The 18,695-nt window shown below is 70.6% G+C and carries 17 protein-coding genes; 13 read left to right on the top strand and 4 right to left on the bottom strand.

The features are described from left to right. Positions 1 to 66: 66 nt before the first annotated feature. Positions 67 to 1,659 (bottom strand): ABC transporter permease, encoded by a 1,593-nt coding sequence (locus ABFX55_RS34110; RefSeq protein WP_346126800.1) that lies wholly within the window; start codon positions 1,657 to 1,659, stop codon positions 67 to 69. Continuing rightward, positions 1,656 to 2,585, bottom strand: a complete 930-nt coding sequence (locus ABFX55_RS34105) for an ABC transporter ATP-binding protein (protein WP_346126799.1) — start codon at positions 2,583 to 2,585, stop codon at positions 1,656 to 1,658. The genes ABFX55_RS34110 and ABFX55_RS34105 overlap by 4 nt, the downstream gene beginning before the upstream one ends. 91 nt (positions 2,586 to 2,676) lie before the next feature. Here ABFX55_RS34105 and ABFX55_RS34100 point away from each other — a divergent pair, with 91 nt between their 5' ends. The 5 genes from ABFX55_RS34100 (at position 2,677) to ABFX55_RS34080 (ending at position 6,722) form a co-directional block, all read left to right on the top strand. Continuing rightward, positions 2,677 to 3,207, top strand: coding sequence for a GbsR/MarR family transcriptional regulator (locus ABFX55_RS34100; protein WP_346126797.1), 531 nt, complete (start codon positions 2,677 to 2,679; stop codon positions 3,205 to 3,207). A gap of 162 nt (positions 3,208 to 3,369) precedes the next feature. Next, positions 3,370 to 4,212: an ammonia-dependent NAD(+) synthetase gene (gene nadE / locus ABFX55_RS34095; RefSeq protein WP_346126795.1), complete on the top strand. Its 843-nt coding sequence runs from the start codon at positions 3,370 to 3,372 to the stop codon at positions 4,210 to 4,212. An 81-nt stretch (positions 4,213 to 4,293) separates the two neighbouring features. Further along, positions 4,294 to 4,977: a Pr6Pr family membrane protein gene (locus ABFX55_RS34090; RefSeq protein ID WP_346131347.1), complete on the top strand. Its 684-nt coding sequence runs from the start codon at positions 4,294 to 4,296 to the stop codon at positions 4,975 to 4,977. Positions 4,978 to 5,230: 253 nt separating this feature from the next. Then, on the top strand, positions 5,231 to 5,848 hold the full coding sequence (locus ABFX55_RS34085) for a hypothetical protein (RefSeq protein ID WP_346126793.1): 618 nt from the start codon (positions 5,231 to 5,233) through the stop codon (positions 5,846 to 5,848). A gap of 358 nt (positions 5,849 to 6,206) precedes the next feature. Continuing rightward, positions 6,207 to 6,722, top strand: a complete 516-nt coding sequence (locus tag ABFX55_RS34080; protein WP_346126792.1) for a hypothetical protein — start codon at positions 6,207 to 6,209, stop codon at positions 6,720 to 6,722. Between the two features lie 26 nt (positions 6,723 to 6,748). Here ABFX55_RS34080 and ABFX55_RS34075 read toward each other — a convergent pair whose 3' ends face one another. Next, complete coding sequence (locus tag ABFX55_RS34075) at positions 6,749 to 7,303, bottom strand: YceI family protein (protein WP_346126791.1); 555 nt, start codon at positions 7,301 to 7,303, stop codon at positions 6,749 to 6,751. Between the two features lie 261 nt (positions 7,304 to 7,564). On the opposite strand from ABFX55_RS34075, the gene ABFX55_RS34070 reads away from it, so the two are divergent. The 5 genes from ABFX55_RS34070 to ABFX55_RS34050 all read left to right on the top strand — a co-directional run bounded on the left by ABFX55_RS34070 (position 7,565) and on the right by ABFX55_RS34050 (position 12,763). Continuing rightward, on the top strand, positions 7,565 to 8,155 hold the full coding sequence (locus tag ABFX55_RS34070; protein ID WP_346126790.1) for an RNA polymerase sigma factor: 591 nt from the start codon (positions 7,565 to 7,567) through the stop codon (positions 8,153 to 8,155). Next, entirely contained in the window at positions 8,148 to 9,134 is a 987-nt protein-coding gene (locus ABFX55_RS34065) for a CU044_5270 family protein (RefSeq protein WP_346126789.1), read from the top strand. The genes ABFX55_RS34070 and ABFX55_RS34065 overlap by 8 nt, the downstream gene beginning before the upstream one ends. Positions 9,135 to 9,147: 13 nt before the next feature. Then, a complete protein-coding gene (locus ABFX55_RS34060) occupies positions 9,148 to 9,987 on the top strand; it encodes a phosphotransferase family protein (protein ID WP_346126787.1) in 840 nt (279 codons plus the stop codon). A gap of 74 nt (positions 9,988 to 10,061) precedes the next feature. Beyond that, positions 10,062 to 11,408, top strand: a complete 1,347-nt coding sequence (locus ABFX55_RS34055; RefSeq protein ID WP_346126785.1) for an MFS transporter — start codon at positions 10,062 to 10,064, stop codon at positions 11,406 to 11,408. Beyond that, a complete protein-coding gene (locus ABFX55_RS34050; protein WP_346126784.1) occupies positions 11,405 to 12,763 on the top strand; it encodes a carboxylesterase/lipase family protein in 1,359 nt (452 codons plus the stop codon). Before ABFX55_RS34055 ends, ABFX55_RS34050 begins: the two co-directional genes overlap by 4 nt. Here ABFX55_RS34050 and ABFX55_RS34045 read toward each other — a convergent pair. Then, positions 12,741 to 13,670, bottom strand: a complete 930-nt coding sequence (locus ABFX55_RS34045) for an alpha/beta hydrolase (RefSeq protein WP_346126783.1) — start codon at positions 13,668 to 13,670, stop codon at positions 12,741 to 12,743. The two genes, ABFX55_RS34050 and ABFX55_RS34045, sit on opposite strands and share 23 nt — an antisense overlap. A 47-nt stretch (positions 13,671 to 13,717) precedes the next feature. On the opposite strand from ABFX55_RS34045, the gene ABFX55_RS34040 reads away from it, so the two are divergent. The 3 genes from ABFX55_RS34040 to ABFX55_RS34030 are packed head-to-tail and all read left to right on the top strand — an operon-like array spanning position 13,718 to position 18,694. Then, positions 13,718 to 14,287, top strand: coding sequence for a TetR/AcrR family transcriptional regulator (locus ABFX55_RS34040; protein ID WP_346126781.1), 570 nt, complete (start codon positions 13,718 to 13,720; stop codon positions 14,285 to 14,287). Next, positions 14,284 to 16,644, top strand: a complete 2,361-nt coding sequence (locus ABFX55_RS34035; protein ID WP_346126779.1) for a glycoside hydrolase family 3 C-terminal domain-containing protein — start codon at positions 14,284 to 14,286, stop codon at positions 16,642 to 16,644. Before ABFX55_RS34040 ends, ABFX55_RS34035 begins: the two co-directional genes overlap by 4 nt. Next, on the top strand, positions 16,631 to 18,694 hold the full coding sequence (locus tag ABFX55_RS34030) for a hypothetical protein (RefSeq protein ID WP_346126778.1): 2,064 nt from the start codon (positions 16,631 to 16,633) through the stop codon (positions 18,692 to 18,694). The genes ABFX55_RS34035 and ABFX55_RS34030 overlap by 14 nt, the downstream gene beginning before the upstream one ends. Position 18,695 lies beyond the last annotated feature (1 nt).

Below are 18,695 nucleotides of genomic sequence, written 5' to 3'. Positions count from 1 at the left end.
GGCGGGCGAGTTCAGCCGGCCCGCTCCATGGCGTCCATGCGTTCTGCCCGAAGGTCGTCTTCCGGCTTATCCGAGGTCGCGACGGCGGAGCCCGGCCAGTCCGGCAGCGGTGAGACCGGTGGCGACGACGGCCAGCAGGACCAGCGGCGTCACGGTGAACGCGGCGACCGGAAGGCCAGGGGTTTGCGCGAACGGAGATACCTTCAAGATCGCCGGGTCGGCGCCCAGCAGTTCCACCGCGAACTCGAGCACGAGGCACAGGCCGAGCGCGGCATAGGGGATGATCGCGGCGAGCCGTGGCAACAGGCCGTACGCCAGCGCCGAGACGGCGGCCAGCACCAGGACCGAGGGCAGCCGCGTCAGGCTCGCACCCACCAGCCGTGCGATCTCGCCGCCCGGATCTCCCGTGGAGAGCCCGTGGACCAGACCCATACCCAGACCGAGCCCGGCGAGCACGATCCCCGACCCGGCCGCGACGATGGCCAGGTGACCGCCTGCCCAGCGCAGTCTGCCGACCGGGCCGGTCAGGATGATGTCGGCACGGCCGGAGGTCTCCTCCGCCCGCAGTCTCAGGGTCGCCTGAATCGCGTAGAGCGCGATGACCTGGCTCATCAGGTAGATGACGAAGGCGAAGAAGCCGTCGGCGGGACGGCCACCGCCACCCATCCGCTCGATCAGGTCCCTGAGGGCCTCGCTCGCGTTCAGCTGTTCGGCCGCGCTCCGCGCGGCGCCTCCCAGGCCGGCGCCGAACGCGGTGAACGCGATGGCCCAGGCGAGCAGCGTGCCCCGCTGCAGCCGCCATGCCAGGGCAAGCGAGGTGCGCAAGCTCGGCGCCGCGTCGGCCGGACCGAGCCGGGGCGGGAGGATTCCGGCCCCCAGGTCCCGGCGCGCGGACATCCGGTAGGCGCCGGCTCCCAGCAGCAGGATCAGGCCGATGACCGGCAGGAGCGGCCAGTAGTGGTCACCGGCGAAGGGACGCATGTGCTGGGTCCAGCCGAACGGTGACAGCCAGGACACCCAGGAGCTCCCCTCGACGTCCGCGCCCGCGCGCACGGCGTACAGGATGCCCATCGCCGTGGCGGCGAGGCCGCCGGCGGTATGAGAGCTTTCGGCCAGCTGGGCCGCCAGGCCCGCGACCGCGGCGAAGACCCAACCGGCGGCGGCGACCGACAGTCCCATCACCAGGGAGCCCCGCGGAGGCAGCCCCTGGCCCATGAGCCCCAGTGCCACGACAAGGGCGGCGACCAGGTTGGCGGCGAACGCCACGGTCAGCGCGGCCGTCAGTGCCGCGTGCCTGCCGACCACGGTCGAGCCGAGCAGTTCGCTCCGGCCCGCCTCCTCCTCCGCGCGGGTGCTGCGGATCACCAGCAACAGGCTCGCCAGCGCGATGAGCAGCGCTGCCTGCCCGCGTACTCGCCACGCGGCGAGCCCTCCTGCGGACGAGTCGTAGATCGGGCCGATCATCATGAGCTGTGTCGGGTCGCCGTTGGTCGTGTGGAGGAACGCCTGCCGCGCCTCTTCTGTGGGATAGGCGGCGGCCACCGAGCTCGCGACGCCGATCACGAGCATCGCCACGAGCCCGAACCAGGCCGGTAACCTCACCCGGTCGCGTCGCAGGATGAGCCGGATCAGTCCGCCGGTGCCGGTGAGAGTGCTCATCGCCGTACCACCGCGTGCTCTCCGGTCGCGCCCGCGCCGGACAGATCGTCTGCGTAGTGGCGCAGGAACATCTCCTCCAGCGTCGGCGGCCGGCTGACCAGGCTCCGCACGCCGATCTTCACGAGCTCGCGCAGCAGCGCGTCGAGCGCGTCACCGTCGACCTGGCAGCGCAGCCGGTTGCCCTGTGTCCACAGGTCGTGCACGCCGACCGATCCGGCGAGCCGGGGGACGGGGCCGGCGAGCTCGGCCGTGATCGAGGTGCGGGTGAGGTGACGCAGCTCGGTGAGCGTGCCCGTCTCCACCGTACGGCCGTGCCGGATGATGCTCACCCTGTCGCACAGGGCCTCGACCTCGGCGAGAATGTGACTGGACAGCAGCACCGTGCGTCCCTTGCTCCGCTCTTCCTGGATGCTCTCCTGGAAGACCGCCTCCATCAGCGGGTCGAGGCCGGACGTGGGCTCGTCCAGGATGAGCAGGTCGGCATCCGAGGACAGCGCCGCGACCAGGGCCACCTTCTGCCGGTTGCCCTTGGAGTAGGCCCGCCCCTTCTTTCGTGGATCCAGCTCGAAGCGCTCGAGCAGCTCGGCTCGGCGCCTGGGGTCGAGCCCGCCGCGCATCCGGCCGAGCAGGTCGATCGTCTCGCCACCGGACAGGGTCGGCCACAGGGTCACGTCGCCGGGCACGTACGCCAGTCGGCGATGCAGTGCGGTCGCGTCTCGCCATGGATCGCCGTCCAGCAGCCGAACCGTCCCTGCGTCCTGGCGCAGCAGGCCGAGCAGGACCCGGATGGTGGTGGATTTGCCGGCCCCGTTGGGGCCGAGGAACCCGTGTACCTCACCGGCCCGGACCGTCAGGTCCAGACCGTCGAGTGCCCGTGTCCGGCCGAAGGTCTTGACCAGACCGGACACGGAGATCATGTTGGACATGCTTCGCAGACTACATGAATTTCACGAAATTCGTGAAGTATCGATAGTCTGTAGCCTGGGGCCTGCCGGAGACGACGCGCAGAGGGTGTGCATGACCAAGAGAGTTGACGACGAGAGCGGCACGGCGGACGCGCTGCGGTTCCTCGAACGCTTCGCCGTGATCATGTCCGACTCGGGTTACCCGCGCATGGCCGCACGCGTGCTCGCGGCGCTCCTCATCGCCGACGACGGCCGGCGTACCGCCGCGGAACTCGCCGACATGCTGCAGGTCGGCCCGTCGGCCGTCTCAGGTGCGGTGAAGTACCTGATGCGGGTCGGGATGGTGACCCGTGAGCGGGACCCCGGTGAGCGTCGTGATCATTACCGTGTCGACCAGACGGCGTGGTACAAGGCGGCGGCGTCGAGTGACGAGGTGTTCCGTCGCTTCGAGGAGGGCGCGCGCGATGGGGTCGAGGTGCTCGGCACGGACACGCCCGCGGGCGCCCGGATGGACGAGACCCGGCGTTTCTTCGCGTTCCTCCGCAGGGAGGTTCCCCAACTGCTGCACAAGTGGAACGAGGTGAACGCTCGGCCCGCGGAGCAGTCAGTCGACCCGGATCGAGAGGCCCGGTCCGTCCGATGACTCGTACCCGGTGTCGGCCAGGGCCTCGTACGGCCGGTCGCCTCCGGGTCGGCGGCGAACTCGCGAGCGGGGCGAGGTGAGCCCGGTCGCCGTCGGGTCGCTCCGCGGGTTTCGCTCGGACCCGTCTTCGCGCGGTTCGAGCCCGGCCAGTACAGTACGCGGATGGCGAACCTACGGGAGCAGATTCTCGCCGAACTCGGCGTCAAGGCGACCATTGTCCCCAAGGTCGAGATCCGGCAACGGGTCGACTTCCTCAAGGACTACCTGCGGTCGACCCCGGCCAAGGGTTACGTGCTCGGGGTCAGTGGCGGCCAGGACAGCACGCTGACCGGCAGGTTGTGCCAGCTCGCCAGCGAGGAGTTGCGTGCCGAGGGGCGTGAGGCCACCTTCATCGCGGTGCGGCTGCCGTACGGCGTGCAGGCCGACGAGCACGACGCGCAGATCGCGCTGAAGTTCATCCAGCCCGACCGGTCGATCACGGTGAACGTCAAGCCGGGCGCGGACGCCGTCGCCGCGGAGACGGCGTTCGGCCTGCGGGAGCTGCTGGGCGATGAGCCCAAGCTGCGGGACTTCGTGCGCGGCAACATCAAGGCCCGCGAACGCATGGTGATCCAGTTCTCGATCGCCGGTCAGCTGAGCATGCTCGTCGTGGGCACCGACCACGCCGCCGAGGCGGTGACCGGCTTCTTCACCAAGTACGGCGACGGCGGTGTCGACATCACCCCGCTGACCGGACTGACCAAGCGCCAAGGCGCCGCCCTGCTGCAGGAGCTCGGCGCACCACCGAGTGTCTGGGAGAAGGTGCCGACCGCCGACCTCGAGGACGACCGGCCCGCACTGCCCGACGAGGTGGCACTCGGCCTGACGTACACCCAGATCGACGACTATCTGGAGGGTGTCGACGTCGCGCCGGACCTGGCGGCGAAGGTGGAGTCGGCCTACCTCGCGACCCGGCACAAGCGGACCGTTCCGGTCACCCCCCTCGACAACTGGTGGCGTAGTTGATCCCGCAGTAATCGCCCGGCATCCATCCGATCACCGTCGATTCTTCAGCACGGAGAACATGGACGTGCGACCGTGATCTTCATGGTTTGGGCGACGTTGTTCCGCTTGGTGCTGATCCTGGCCGCGGTGACCGGCTTGAGCTACACGTGGATGGCCCTGGCCGACCCTCTGAACCCGCTCGTGCTCTTCACCGTGCAGAGCAATCTGATGCTCGCGGGATATTGCTCCTGGCGGGTGGTGACCAGACGGCGGCCTTCCACCGAGGTCAAGGGGGCGGTGACGCTCTACATCGTGATAACCGGGCTGGTCTGGCACTTTCTGCGCATGCGTGGAGCCAACCCCTTCGAGCACCTCTCCCTCACAGGTCCCGGCCTCGGCAACTTCCTCCTCCACTACGTGACACCGATCATGGCCGTGATCGACTGGCTGGCCTTCGACCGGACCGCCCCTCGGCCGAAATGGGCGGCCGCCCCTGCATGGCTGGTCTATCCGGTGGTGTACATGGTCTTCGCCCTGGTCCGGGCTGCCCTGCTGCCTCCACACGCATGGAAGCGATACCCCTATCCGTTTCTGAATGTGGACAGGTTCGGGTACAGCGGAGTCCTGCTCATGGCGGTGGCGCTGGCCGTCTGCTTCGTGCTGCTCGGTTACGGGCTGATCGCCCTCCACCGCCTCGTCAATCGCGGGAACCGTACGCCGGTCGACTCCATGCCCCGCCCTCCAACCGAACCGCGACCCTCCAGCCAGATCCAGCCGCACATCTGATGCCTCATGTGAATCTTGAGAGTCGGAGCCCTTCTATGGGAAGGAACTCATGCCGGGCGCGGTGACGATCAGGCCATCCTCGTTGACTTACGGATAGCCACACGGGCGACGTGAAACTCCGCCTCCCAAGATCGCCCTTCTCCTGCAGCTCGTGGAGCGAATCCGGCTGGCCGCGGGGCCCTATCGCCGGCGGCTCACGCGAGTGTGACGTCGTACCATCGGTCCCGTGTCCCGACGATCATCGATCCTGTGGGTGACGGCCCTGCTCACCGCGGTAAGTCCCACCGTCTACTTCTGGATCGACGACGGCGGTGGCGGGTCGTTCACGTGGGGGTCCGCCGGACGGTGCTTAGGCAACGAGCTCAGCGATCAGCTGTGGTTCATGTCAGGCCTCCCGCTGTTCTGGTACGGCGGCGCCCCCCAGATCGTGCTGGGCTTCCTGGGCTGGTACCTGGCCGTTCGCGTCGGGCGGGAACGGCTCGCCCGAGCCCTCGCCCGGGTCGCGGCCGGCGCGCTGCTCGTTTGCGGCAAGGTGAGCACCGAGAGCGAGCTCGACTGCGACGGTCTCGGCGACGGCACCGCCAATGGGTTCAGCAAGGCGGAGAAGGACTTCCTCTGCCGTGCCCACGGCCATACCGCCTTCCACGGCGAAGGGGACGCCTTGGCGGCGGCTCCGGACCAGGTGCTGCTGGAGCGGGGATACCGGCTCTGCAAGATGGCAGAACATGACATTCAGGGCGACCAAGGGGTGGGACGAGGTGGTCGAGGTCGGCTACGAGAGCCCGAGCGGGTCGCTGGTGATCGTCGACAACCAGGCGTTATGGCCATGACCTGCTTCCAGCGCTTCTGGAGCCCGGAACCTACGCGGTGAATCCAGAGCCCTCCGGGCCGCCGTGGCGCAAGAGGGAGGAGATCGGTGCGGAGGAAACAGCAGCCCGCGGCGTGTACGCGCCTGCCTACGCCCTGTCGTACGGGCCGCCGGGAGCGGTCGCGGTCGCACCGGGTGACGTCCGCGGGACCGTTCTGATCTTGGAGCGATGTGACGGCTACTGTTGCGGTCTGGACGGCAAGGACGGACCGAACCTGGCCTGCGTGGCTGCGTGCGATCTACGACCGCGCGAAGGGCAGCCGATCCAGTCACGCGCTCTGGCGGTAGGGAGACATCACTGCTGGCACTGCTCGGGGCCTGCCCAGTTCGTTTCCGTCTGTAGAACCATGTGCTCATGTCCGTGACCGAGTTCGACGGCGTGACGGAGGACAAGGATCGTGGCGTCACCTCCAAAGCAGGGCTGTACGACTTCTGGACCGCGGAGGACGCCCATGTCTACCTCCACGACACCGACTTCAGGTGCCTGACCTATGAGCCAGGCAGGCGGCCAGTGCTGGAGTTGGAGTTTCTCTACGATCCGCGGTGGACTCCGCCCGAGCTGTCCGAGACGCCTGTCGTGGCCTTCCGGTTCGAAGACGTTCGCGTCGTCGAGTGGCGTGAGGACCGGCAAGGTCATGACAGCGTGGCCACTCAGTCTGACGCCCCACCTGGGCAAGTCGAATGCTTCGACTGGGACGGCGCCCACCTGTTCACCTTGGACACCTTCACGCTACGTCTGGTCTTTCACGCCCGACGAGCAGAGGTGACCGTACGCGCGAAGTCCATTCCCAGGCCCCCAACGGGTACCGCGAAATCGGTGGCGCCAACGTCAAGCTGGGTGACCCGTTCGAGTGGGGCTGCTGTCAGGCGGGTCTGATCCCCGCGCTGAGGAGTCGGTCGGGGTCACTGCTTTGGTGCGAGGGTGAGGTCGAAGTGGATCTCGACTTCGTCGCTCACCCTGAGGGCGCCGAAGAACGCCGAGTAGGGCCGAATCCCCCAGCGGGACTGCAGAACGGTCGCCGAGCCGTGTACGCGGTCCTCGGTCAGCGCTCCCTGTACCGTCACAGGCTGGGCGACGCCGACCATGGTGAGGTCGCCCTCGATGCGGAACGACTCCGCGCTTCCCTCGACCCGTGACGACCTGAACGTGATCGTGGGGTGGCGGCCGGTGTGCAGGATCTTCTCTCGAACGATCTTCTCGATCTCTTGACGATCGGAGCTCGTCAGCGGTTTGACGCCGCCGGTTCCTTCCTGGACCTCGAACGACTCGGCGTCGACCTCGACGGTCACCGAGCAGCTGGCCGGGTCGGCGGGGTCGACCGAGGCATCGCCGCGCCAGCGTGTGACCCCGATGGTGAGATCATGGCCGGCCTTCGCACCCAGCCCGGTACGCGTCGTCTTGACCAGGAGCCGACCAGACTCGGGTCCCCACGCGTAGCCACCAGCGGTGATGCTCACCCTTCCAGGCTAGCCCCGGCTGGAGGGTGCGCAGTATCCCGCTCGGCGCCCGAGTTCGGCAGGCGGCGGCGCACGTCTCTCGTCGCCTGCGTGCTCTGCTGGAGGGCGCGCACCACGATGATGGCCGGTCCAGCTGACGTGGGCTGCGGACAACCTCAGGGGCCGGCCGACGCCGGGCATCCACGATCTCGACGCGACGAGAACTCGATCGGCGCTTGCGGGTGAAAGGGAGTGATCGGCCCCAAGGAACGGAGCTCAAGCTTGATCACCCATGGCGAACCGGACGACGCGGAGGTGATCGGCCGTGCCCGGCGAGATCCCGCCGCCTTCTCCGTGCTGTTCGATCGGCACGCTCCCGCCCTCCACCGATACGTGACCCGCCGGCTGGGCGACTCGCTGGCCGACGACGTCGTGGCCGAGACGTTCCTGGCGGCCTTCCGCCGGCTCACCCGCTACGACACCGCCCACCGCGACGCCCGCCCGTGGCTGTACGGCATCGCCGCCAACCTCATCGGCAAACACCGCCGCGCCGAGGTCAGGGCGTACCTGGCGCTGGCCAGAACCGGGACGGACGAGGTGGCGGAGAGCTACGCCGACAGAGTGGAGGCCCGCGTGTCGGCCTCGGCGGCGCACCAGGAGCTGGCGGAGGCGCTCGCGGTGCTGTCGCCCGAGGACCGCGAGGTCCTGCTGATGATCGCCTGGGCCGACTTCAGCTACGAGGAGGTGGCGCGGGCGCTCGGCATCCCTGTCGGCACGGTCCGTTCGCGCCTGCACCGGGCCCGGAGGAAGACCCGTGCAGCCCTGGGCGGGGTCGACCCGTCCGCTGTCGAAGAGGAGACCACCCGTGGATGACCTGGAGCTGCTGAGCGGCATGCGAGCGGACGCGCCCGAGCCCGGGGTGGAGCGGCTGAAGGCCCTGCGCGCCCGCGCGCTGAGGCGCCGGCGCCGGTTCTGGATCGCGCCGTCCGTGCTCGCGGTGGCCGGGGCGCTGGCGGCGGCGGTGGTGGTGAGCGGCACCGGCGCGCCCACCCAGGGCATCCGCCCGATCGTCATCACCGAGACGGCGCCCATGAGCGCGGAGGCTGTGCTGAGACAAGCCGCTCGGGTCTCCGAGCGGCACGCTCCCGCCCCGCCACCCCGCCTCGACCAGTGGTTGTACCGGAAGACCCTGGTCAAGCAGCCGGGCGAAGCGACGGCCGAGGTCCAGGAGTACTGGACCCGCTACGACGGCACCCGGCAGGCCGTACGCCGGGGGCAGGGCCCGCTGGAGCAGCACCACCACAGGCCGGACCCGGATGACGACGACCTGACCCCTCGGGAGTACGCGGCCAGGCTGGCCAAGCTTCCCACCGACCCCGGCAGGCTCCTGGCGCACGTCAAGGGCGACAGGCACTGGGCGACCAAGCCGAAGGAGGAGGCGGGCCTAGGGGAGCATCCAGACGCGCGGGCCTTCCGGGTGTTGTCGGTCTACCTCGAGCAGGAGATACCCGTGCCACCCAGGCTGCGGGGAGCGATCTTCCGCGCCCTCGCCGAGATCCCCGGCGTGCGGGTGGACTCCGGCGTACGCGACGCGGCGGGCAGGTCGGGCATCGGCATCGCCTACGAGTGGGGTGCTCCAGGCGTCGGCACCGAGCGCGACGCGAACGGCCAGGTGGTGGCCAGGTCGTACCTGGTCCTCGACGCCACGACCTACGAGTTCCTCGGCAGGCGGGTGGACTACGTGCGCGACTACGTCATCAACGGCGACGTCGCCTTCACCGCGGGGAGCTTCTACGCCAGTGCCGAAGTCGCGGCGGGCGTCGTGGACGAGCCCGGCGAGCTCCCCGGGTAGGTACTGTCGGCAGATGTCGATCTCCCCCTCTCCTCACCTTCTCGACCTGGCGGCCGAGCTGCTGCCCGGCGTGTCCCTCGACGGAGCGCGGTCCGGCGGAGGGCAGTTCCACGACGTGGTTCTCATCCCCGGCGCGGCCGCCGTCCGTGTCGCGCGCACAGAGGCGGCGGCGGCCTCGTTGCCCCGCTGTACCGAACTGCTGGCCAGGCTGGCCCGGATGGACCTGCCCTTCCAGGTGCCCACCCCGCTCGTCCCCGTCTCCACGGTCGCAGGCCGCGTGGCCGTCGCCGTGAGCTGGGTGGACGGCGCCGCGCATCCTCGGGGGAGCGGTGATCCCGCGAAGCTTCGCGGCCTGCTCGACGCCCTCGCCTCCGTCGATCTGCGACTGGTGGAGGACGTGCTGGACGAGCCGCACGCCTACGCGGGCAGGGAGCGCTGGGAGGAGCTCCTCGTGGAGGAGGTGCTGCCCCGGCTGCCCGTCCATGTGCGAACGGAGGCGCGGCGCAGGGTCGAGGCGGCCCTCGAGCTCGAAAAGGTCACGGCGAGTCTGGTTCACGGGGATCTGGGCGGCGAGAACGTGCACTGGAGTCCGGACGGCGACCTGGTCGGGGTGCTCGACTGGGATCTCGCCCAGGCCTTCGACCCCGCTGTGGACGCCGCCTGCCTGGCCTGGCACGGGTGGGACGCCGTGAGGTCGGCGGTGGACGGCGAGACCTACAGGAGAGCGCGAGTGTGGGCGGGGACGTTCGCGATCGAGCAGGTCGCCTCGGCCCTCGCGAACGGCGAGCCGCCACACGTGGTCGATCGCTATGTCGAGTCGACGGTGCGCCGGCTGGAGCGCGGCGAGCATTGACGGTGCATGACGCCCGACTCTAGCCTGAAGCATCTACCTATCAGTTGGTAGGTCTTCGAGCGAGGAGTGGCGGGATGGATGACAAGCCCGGCATGGCGGAGAAGTCAGCCTTCTTCTCGGGGGTGTTGGGTGGCGTGCTGATGGGCGCGGGCTCCGGCTTCCTCCTGCTGTACCTCACCGACATCGTGGGCCTGGGCGCGGCGGCCGTCGGCACGCTCATGCTGGTCGCCAGGGTCGCCGACGGCGCCAGCGACCCGATCATGGGCTACCTCGTCGACCACCTCCCTCCCACGCGCTGGGGCAGGTTCAGACCGTACGTGCTGGTCGGCGCGGTGTTATGCGTGTGCTGCGTCATCGCGCTGTTCGTCGTTCCCGCGCTCCTGCCCGACGCGCTCGTCGCCCTGTGGATCACCTACCTGCTGTGGGGCCTGCTGCTCGACCTGTTCCAGATCCCGATGACCTCGCTGGTCCCCGCGATGAGCGGAGACCAGGGAGCGCGCGGTCAGCTCGCCGCGATCGTCGGTGTCACGGGGCTGTTCGCGGCGGCGCTGGCCACGGGGCTGACGCTGCCGATCGTGAACCTGCTCGGAGGGGGCACACGCGGATGGCTCACCTACGTCATCGGCTCCGCGATCCTGGGGTTCTGCCTGGTCGTCGTCATGGTGCTGCGGGTGCGCGAGAGGGTGGTGCCGCTCTCGCCCGAGCGCTACCGCCTGTCGGACGTGCGCAGGGTGTTCTTCTCCGGCAGGGCGGTGCCGATCCTGCTGCTGTCGAAGGTGTCGGTGCAGGCGGCCAGCGGGGCGCTCACGGCGGCGATGCCGTACTTCTTCCTCTACTACATCGGCGACACGGTGTACCTGTCGGCGGCGGCGTTCGTGATGGCCATCCCGATGGTGGCGGGGGCCGTGGTGGTGCCCGTGCTGGCCAGGCGGTCCGGGGCCAAGCCGCTCTACGTGGCGAGCCTGGGCGTGTCGATCACGGGCCTGGCGGCGCTGATGGCCGTGCCGCCCGATCCCGTGCCTGTGCTGGCCTGCTTCGCCCTGACGGGGGTGGGCCTGGGCGGGGCGGTGTCGCTCAGCCTGGTGCTGCTGGCCGAGCTGACCGACTACACCGAGTGGAAGCACGGCTTCAGGACCGAGGCGTCTCTCGCGGCGATGACCTCGTTCGCGACCAAGGCGGGCGGGGGCGTGGGAGGCGGCCTGCTGGCGTACACGCTGGCGCTGACCGGCTACCGCAGCGGCGGCGTGGCGCAGAGCGAGGAGACGCTGGACGGCATCCTCATGGCGCAGAGCCTCGTTCCCGCGGGGATCGGCCTGGTGGGCGCGCTGGCCTTCCTCCTCTACCCGATCAGCGGTGAGGTGGCGCGCGAGGCTTCGCGGCGGCTGGCCGAGCGGCGCACGGCCGTGGTGGAGCCGGCATGATCGTCAAGACCGCCCAGGGCCGGGTGCGGGGGACGGTGGAGCGTGGCGTGGCCAGGTTCCTCGGCGTGCCCTACGCCGCCGCGCCGTACGGGGCAGACAGGTTCGCGCCGCCCAGGCCGCACGACCCGTGGGCCGGCGTGCGCGAGGCGACGAGCATGGGCCCCACGCCGCCGCAGGTGCCGTACGCCGGAGGGCTGGAGAAGGTCCTGCCCAGCGTGATCATCCAGGGCGAGGAGGTGCTCAACCTCAACATCTGGGCGCCGGCGGAGGGCGCGGGGCACCCCGTCATGGTGTGGGTGCCGGGCGGGGCGCTCACCAGGGGTGGCAACGCCCTCGCCACCTACGACGGGAGCGCCTTCGCCCGTGACGGCGTCGTGCTGGTGTCGATCAACTACCGGCTGGGCGCCGAGGGCTTCTCCGTGCTCGACGACGCGCCCGCCAACCTCGGGCTGGCCGACCAGTTCGCCGCGCTGCGCTGGGTGCGCGACAACATCGCGTCCTTCGGAGGGGATCCGCGCAGGGTGACGGTGGCGGGCCAGTCGGCGGGCGGCGGGGCGGTGGCCGCGCTGCTCGCCCACCCCTCGGCGGGCGAGCTGTTCGCCCAGGCCGTCGTGCAGAGCGGTCCCCTGGCGCCGGGGCGGGGGGACAAGGCGAGGCGGATCACCCGCCTGATGGCCAAGGCGCTCGGAGTGCGGGCGACGCGGGAGGCGTTCGCGCGGGTGCCGCCCGAGGAGCTGCTGGCCTGCCAGACGCGGGTGCTGGCCAAGGGCGTGGGCTTCGGCGTGGTGCCGGGAGACGAGCTGGTTCCCTCGGACCCCGGCACCGCCCTGCTGGCGGGTGCGGGCGCGGACATCCCGCTCATGATGGGCCACACGGCCGAGGAGTTCAGGCTGTGGACGGTGCCCACAGGGAAGATCGACAAGCTCGGCCGGGTCCACGTGCTGGCCGCCAGGGTGCGCTTCAGGGACTTCGCGGCCCGCGGAGGTGCGAGCAGCGGCGACGTCTTCGGCGCGCTGGTCACCGACGCGCTGCTGCGCAGGCCGATGAACGCGCTGGCCGACGCCCGCCGAGGACGCACCTGGATGTACGAGTTCGCGTGGCGCTCGCCCGTCATGGATCTCGGCGCCGCGCACGCGACGGAGCTGGCCTACGTCTTCGACACGCTCGACAGCCCCGACGCCGAGATGATCGGCGGGCCCGGCCGTCCGCGGGACCTGGCCGACAGGATGCACGCCGCGTGGGTGCGCTTCGTCAAGGACGGCGACCCGGGCTGGCCCGTGTGGGACGAGGGCCGCCCGGTGATGGTCTTCGACTCACCGGGCGGCGGTGTGGTCAGGCCTTCAGACTCGCCCTGATGGAGTCGAGCAGGGTCTCCCGCCAGGCGCGGGCGACGGGCAGGAGCCCGGTGAGCATCTGCGAGCCGTGGACCTGCCCTTCGAACTCCACGTGCGTCACGGGCACCCCGCTCTCACGCAGTCGTGCGGCGTAGCGGCTGCCGTCGTCGGCCAGCGGGTCGCACTCGGCCGTCAGGATGACCGCGGGAGGCAGACCTGTCAGGTCGTCGGCGAACAGCGGGGAGACGAGCGGGTCGGCGGGGTCGTGGCCGCCGAGGTAGTTCTCGACGCACCAGCGCAGCTCCTTGCCCGTCAGCACGTAGCCCTCGGCGTACGTCGCGATCGAGGGGGAGGACAGCGTGAGGTCGAAGGCGGGGATCTCCATGATCTGGAGATCGAGCGAGGGCCCGCCGCGCTCTCTCGCCAGCAGCGCCATGACCGCGGCGAGATTGCCGCCCGCGCTCTCTCCCGTGACGCCGAGCCAGCCGGGGCCGAAGCTCTCGGCCGCCCACTCCAGCGCGCGGTAGCAATCCTCCGCCCCGGCAGGGAAGCGGTGTTCGGGAGCGAGGCGGTAGTCGACGCTGACGACCGTCAGGCCGGTGCCCGCGGCGATGGTCCTGCACCGGGTGTCGGAGTCGTCCGGGTGGCCCGACCACCAGCCGCCGCCGTGGTAGTAGACGAGCGTGCCCGCACTCGCGGGTCCGTGACGGTAGACGCGGACGGCGACGCCGTCGGGCGGGACGCTGTCCTCGTAGACCTCGTCCACGTCGGGCGCGGCCTCGATGTACCTGGCGTAGGGGCTCCCACCGGCGGATCGCCTGGCCTCGTCGCGTTCGCGGCGGCGCTCGGCGGCGCTCTTCCATTCGGGGGTGGGGGGCAGCGAGGAGTAGACCTCGAGCAGCGGAACGAGCAGCGGGTCGAGTGGCATGCAAAAAACCTACCAACTGATTGGTGGTTTTTGTTAGCCTTGATCTCATGACCGCTCGAAAGCCCTCCTCCGTGGGCGTCGCACGCAGAAAGCAGATCCTCGCCGCAGCCCGCGAGTTGTTCAGTCTCAAGGGCTACAGAGGAGCCTCCCTGCGCGACGTGGCCGCCCAGGTCGGGCTCACGCTCGCGGGCGTCCTGCACTACTTCCCCTCCAAGGAGGAGCTCCTCGCCGCGCTGCTGCAGGAGCGCAGCGAGGCCGACACCACCTGGTTCGAGGAGACGTGGGAGGAGCTGGGCAGCTTCCGCCTCGCGGTCCGCGAGCTCATGATCCGCAACATGGACACCGCGGGCGTCATGCGGCTGTTCGTGACCCTCTCGGCCGAGGCCTGCGATCCCGAGCACCCCGCCCACGACTTCTTCGTGCAGCGCTACCGCACCAGCCGTGAACTGTTCTCCACCACGCTCGCCAAGGCCCAGGCCAGGGGCGAGGTCGACGCCAGGGCCACGGGTCCTGTGCTGATCGCCGTACTCGACGGGTTGCAGACCCAGTGGCTGATCGACCCCGAATTCGACCTGCTCGCCTCGCTCGAGGCCTACCTGGACACGATCACGCCGTGAACGACCTGACCCTCGCAGAGAAGGCGGCGCTGACCTCAGGAGCGTCGCTCTGGACCACCAAGCCCGTCGAACGCGCGGGCATCGCCTCGATCACGCTGAGCGACGGCCCCCACGGGGTGCGCCGTCAGCTCACGGGCGGCGACCATCTCGGCATCGGCCGCAGCATCCCCGCCACCTGCATGCCGCCCGCCGTCGCCCTCGGCTCGTCCTGGGACCCTGACCTGTTACGAGGGGTGGGCGCCGCCCTCGGGGCAGAGGCGCGAGCGCTGGGCGTGCAGGTGCTGCTCGGCCCCGGCATCAACATCAAGCGCTCGCCGCTGTGCGGTCGCAACTTCGAGTACCTGTCGGAGGACCCGCTGGTCAGCGGCGTGCTCGGGGCGGCGCTCGTCGAGGGCGTGCAGTCGAGCGGCGTCGGCGCCGCGCTGAAGCACTTCGCCGCCAACAACCAGGAGACCAACAGGCTGAGGGTCAGCGCCGAGGTGGACGAGCGCACGCTGCGCGAGATCTACCTGGCCGCCTTCGAGCACGTGGTGAAGCGCGCCAGGCCGTGGACCGTGATGTGCGCCTACAACAAGGTCAACGGCGAGTACGCCTCCCAGAACCGCTGGCTGCTCACCACAGTCCTGCGCGAGGAGTGGGGGTTCGACGGCCTGGTCATGTCCGACTGGGGCGCGGTCGACGACAGGGTGGCGGGGGTGTGGGCCGGGCTCGACCTGGAGATGCCCACCTCTGGCGGCATCACCGACGCGCTGCTCGTCGAGGCCGTGAGGGTCGGCAGGCTCGACCCCGCCCTGCTCGACCTCGCAGTCTCGCGCGTCCTGGCCCTCGTCGCCAAAGCCCGCGCCGCCCAGCCCGAAGCCTTCGTCGTGAAAGCCAGCGCCGCCCAGCCCGAAGCCTTTGTCTCGGAGTCCTCCGCCGCCCAGTCCGAAGCCTTTGTCGCGTCGGCCCCCGACGCGCGACCCGGAGCCGTGATGGTCACCGAGGGCGGAGGAGCCGTCGAGATCGACGGGGTGCGGGCCTGCGCGCATCACCGGCTGGCTCGCCAGGTCGCCGCGCAGTGCGCGGTGCTGCTGAAGAACGACGGCGTGCTGCCGCTGGCCACCTCCACCTCCGTCGCGGTCCTCGGCGAGCTCGCCCGCACCCCCCGCTACCAGGGCGCAGGCAGCTCGCAGATCGTGCCGACCAGGCTGGACGACGCGCTCACCGAGATGCGCGCCCTCGCCGGCGCCGACCTCCCCTTCGCCCCCGGCTACCGCCTCGACCACGGCGAGCCCGACGAGGCGCTCGTCGAGCAGGCCCGTGAGGTCGCCGCCGCGGCGCAGGTCGCGGTGGTCTTCCTCGGCCTGCCCGAGGGCGAGGAGTCGGAGGGTTACGACCGCGCCCACCTCGACCTGCCCGCAGGCCAGAGCGCGATGCTCGACGCCGTGATCGCCACGGGCACGAGGACGGTCGTCGTGCTGTCCAACGGCGGCGTGGTGGCCGTGTCGGGATGGGACGCGCGGGTGGCCGCGATCCTGGAGGGCTGGCTGCTCGGCCAGGCGGGCGGCGGCGCCGTCGCCGACCTGCTGTACGGCGTGGCCAACCCGTCGGGACGGCTGGCCGAGACGATCCCCCTGCGCCTGGAGGACACTCCCAGTTTCCTGAACTTCCCCGGCGACCCCGACCAGGTGAGGTACGGCGAAGGCGTCTTCGTCGGCTACCGCTACCACGACGCCGTGCGCGGCGAGGTCGGCTACCCCTTCGGCCACGGCCTGTCCTACACCGCCTTCGTCTACTCCGACCTCACGGTGTCGGTGAAGGGAGCCGACGAGGAGATCGAGGTCGAGGTCGCGGCCCGCGTCACCAACACGGGCGGCAGGCAGGGGCGCGAGGTGGCGCAGCTCTACGTGTCGGCGCCGAGCGCCACGGTCAGGCGGCCGGTCAGGGAGCTGCGCGGCTTCACCAAGGTCGCGCTGGAGCCTGGCGAGAGCGCCGTGGTCCGCTTCGCCCTCGGCTATCGCGACTTCTCCTACTTCGACGTGCGGGAGGGCCGATGGGCGGCCGAGCCCGGCACGGCGAGCGTCCACGTGGGCGCCTCGTCCAGGGACCTGCGCCTGCACGCGGAGGTCACCCTCGACGTGGCGGGCAGGCGGCCGCCGCTGACTCCGGACTCGCCGCTCGGCGACTGGTTCGCCGACGACGCCGGCCGTACGGCGCTGCTCGGGGTGGCGCGGGAGCCGTCCCGCTTCCTGAGCGAGGAGTACGCCAGGACCCTAGGCTCGATCCCGCTGAGCCGCCTGGCCAGGTTCCCCGGCTCGAAGATCGACCCCGACAGCCTCGACGAGCTGGCGGCGAGGGTGCGCGATGATCGACCGTGAGCGGCTGGTCCGTGCCCACAACGTCGTCGTGACGGCGTGGCATCCCTCCTCGACACTGAGCGTCGGCAACGGCGACTTCGCCTTCAACGTGGACGTCACGGGGCTGCAGACCTTCCCCGCCGAGCACGAGCTGCCGCCCAGGCCGCTCCTGGTGACCGACGAGCACGGCGTCAGGCGGCTGCCCGTGAGGGAGTTCGCCCTCGACGACTTCCCCGTGCCGCTGCGCACCCAGTCCACGTGGGGGTGGTACGCCACGGAGCCTGCCGCGCCGTACACCCTGGACGAGGCCTCCACGGGCTATGCGACCAGGCGGGGCGAGGTGCGCTATCCCGACGGGCTCGGTCCCGTGCCCGAGGCGGCGGCGTGGCTGTACGCCAACCCGCGCAGGCTCGACCTCGGCAGGCTCGGCCTCGACTTCCCCTGCGGACGGGTCGAGCTCGGCGACCTTGAGGCCACGCGCGTCGAGCTCGACCTGTGGACGGGCTGTGTGCACGCGCGCTTCGAGGTGCTGGGCCGCCCCGTCGAGGTGTGGACGGTCGCCCATCCGCGCCTCCACCTGGTGGCCACCAGGGTGGAGTCGCCGCTCCTGGCCACCGGGGAGCTGCGGCTCAGGCTGTCCTTCCCCGACCAGGGCGACCCTCTGGTGAAGGGCGAACGGCTGACGCAGGAGACCGTGTACGGCAGGGCGTCGGCTGTACGGACGGTCGGCGACGCCTGCTACGTCGTGCGGGTGGCGACCGACGGCGTGATCGGCCCCGAGTTGGAGCTCGCCACCGCCGCGCCCGCGCTCGGCGCCACGGTCGCCTTCGGCCCTATGCGGACAGGCGATCTGCCGGGCTTCGAGGAGGTGAGGGCCGCGGCAGCCGCGCACTGGCGTGACTTCTGGACCCGCGGCGCCGCCGTGAGCTTCGAGGGCAGCTCCGATCCCCGCGCTCCGGAGCTCGAGCGCAGGGTCGTGCTGTCCCGCTATCTCACCGCCGTCCACAGCGCGGGCGTGCTGCCGCCGCAGGAGTCGGGGCTGGTCCACAACTCGTGGGGCGGCAAGTTCCACCTGGAGATGCACTGGTGGCACGCCGCGCACTTCGCCGTGTGGGGCAGGCCCGACCTGCTCGAAAGGGGTCTCGGCTGGTACGAGTCGATCCTCGGCGTGGGCAGGGAGAGCGCGCGGCGGCAGGGCTACGCCGGAGTGCGGTGGCCCAAGCAGGCCGGCCCCGACGGGCGGGAGTCGCCGTCCGACATCGGCGCGTTCATCATCTGGCAGCAGCCGCACCCGATCTACTTCGCCGAACTGCTCAGGCTGAACGGCGACGACCCCGACGTGCTGGAGCGGCACAAGGAGATCGTCTTCGAGACGGCTGAGTTCATGGCCGACTTCGCCGAGTGGGACGGCGGCACCTGCCATCTCGGGCCGCCCGTCGTGCCTGCGCAGGAGACCTACTATCCGGGCAGGGCGCGTACGGCCGACCCGACGTTCGAGCTGACCTACTGGCGCTGGGCGCTGGGGGTCGCGCAGAGCTGGAGGGAGCGGCTCGGCATGCAAAGACGCGCCGACTGGGACGCCGTCATCGACGGCCTGGCCAGGCCCGCCGTCCGCGAGGGCCGCTACGCGGCGGTGGCGGTCGAGCCCTACACGCTGCCCGACGACCATCCCTCGATGCTGATGGCGCTCGGCTTCCTGCCGAGGACCCCGCTGATCGACCTGGAGACAATGGCGGCGACCTACGACGACGTGCTGGCCCGCTGGGACTTCTGCACCACCTGGGGCTGGGACTACCCCGTGCTGGCGATGTGCGCCACCAAGCTCGGAAGGCCCGCCTCGGCGGTCGACGCGCTGCTCATGGACACCGGCAAGAACATGACACTCGCCAGCGGGCACGTGCCGCAGTTCCCTGGAGGGCTGAGCGTCTACCTGCCCGCCAACGGCGGCCTGCTCGCCTCCGTCGCGATGATGGTGAAACAGGACGGCTTCCCCCGCGACGGCTCCTGGCGGGTTCGCCACGATGGGCTGGGCGACTTCCCCTCCGACACAGACTCCTCCTCAGGAGGATGAT

Source organism: Nonomuraea roseola (assembly GCF_039535395.1).
GTDB lineage: Bacteria > Actinomycetota > Actinomycetes > Streptosporangiales > Streptosporangiaceae > Nonomuraea > Nonomuraea roseola.
Note: the sequence above shows the minus strand (reverse complement) of the source record. Positions and strands in the feature narration are given on the sequence as shown.

Coding starts and splice junctions, on each gene's coding strand:
- ABFX55_RS34110 (WP_346126800.1), bottom strand. CDS start 1,659: ATGAGCACTCTCACCGGCACCGGCGGACTGATCCGGCTCATCCTGCGA.
- ABFX55_RS34105 (WP_346126799.1), bottom strand. CDS start 2,585: ATGTCCAACATGATCTCCGTGTCCGGTCTGGTCAAGACCTTCGGCCGG.
- ABFX55_RS34100 (WP_346126797.1), top strand. CDS start 2,677: ATGACCAAGAGAGTTGACGACGAGAGCGGCACGGCGGACGCGCTGCGG.
- nadE (WP_346126795.1), top strand. CDS start 3,370: ATGGCGAACCTACGGGAGCAGATTCTCGCCGAACTCGGCGTCAAGGCG.
- ABFX55_RS34090 (WP_346131347.1), top strand. CDS start 4,294: ATGGTTTGGGCGACGTTGTTCCGCTTGGTGCTGATCCTGGCCGCGGTG.
- ABFX55_RS34060 (WP_346126787.1), top strand. CDS start 9,148: ATGTCGATCTCCCCCTCTCCTCACCTTCTCGACCTGGCGGCCGAGCTG.
- ABFX55_RS34055 (WP_346126785.1), top strand. CDS start 10,062: ATGGATGACAAGCCCGGCATGGCGGAGAAGTCAGCCTTCTTCTCGGGG.
- ABFX55_RS34050 (WP_346126784.1), top strand. CDS start 11,405: ATGATCGTCAAGACCGCCCAGGGCCGGGTGCGGGGGACGGTGGAGCGT.
- ABFX55_RS34045 (WP_346126783.1), bottom strand. CDS start 13,670: ATGCCACTCGACCCGCTGCTCGTTCCGCTGCTCGAGGTCTACTCCTCG.
- ABFX55_RS34040 (WP_346126781.1), top strand. CDS start 13,718: ATGACCGCTCGAAAGCCCTCCTCCGTGGGCGTCGCACGCAGAAAGCAG.
- ABFX55_RS34030 (WP_346126778.1), top strand. CDS start 16,631: ATGATCGACCGTGAGCGGCTGGTCCGTGCCCACAACGTCGTCGTGACG.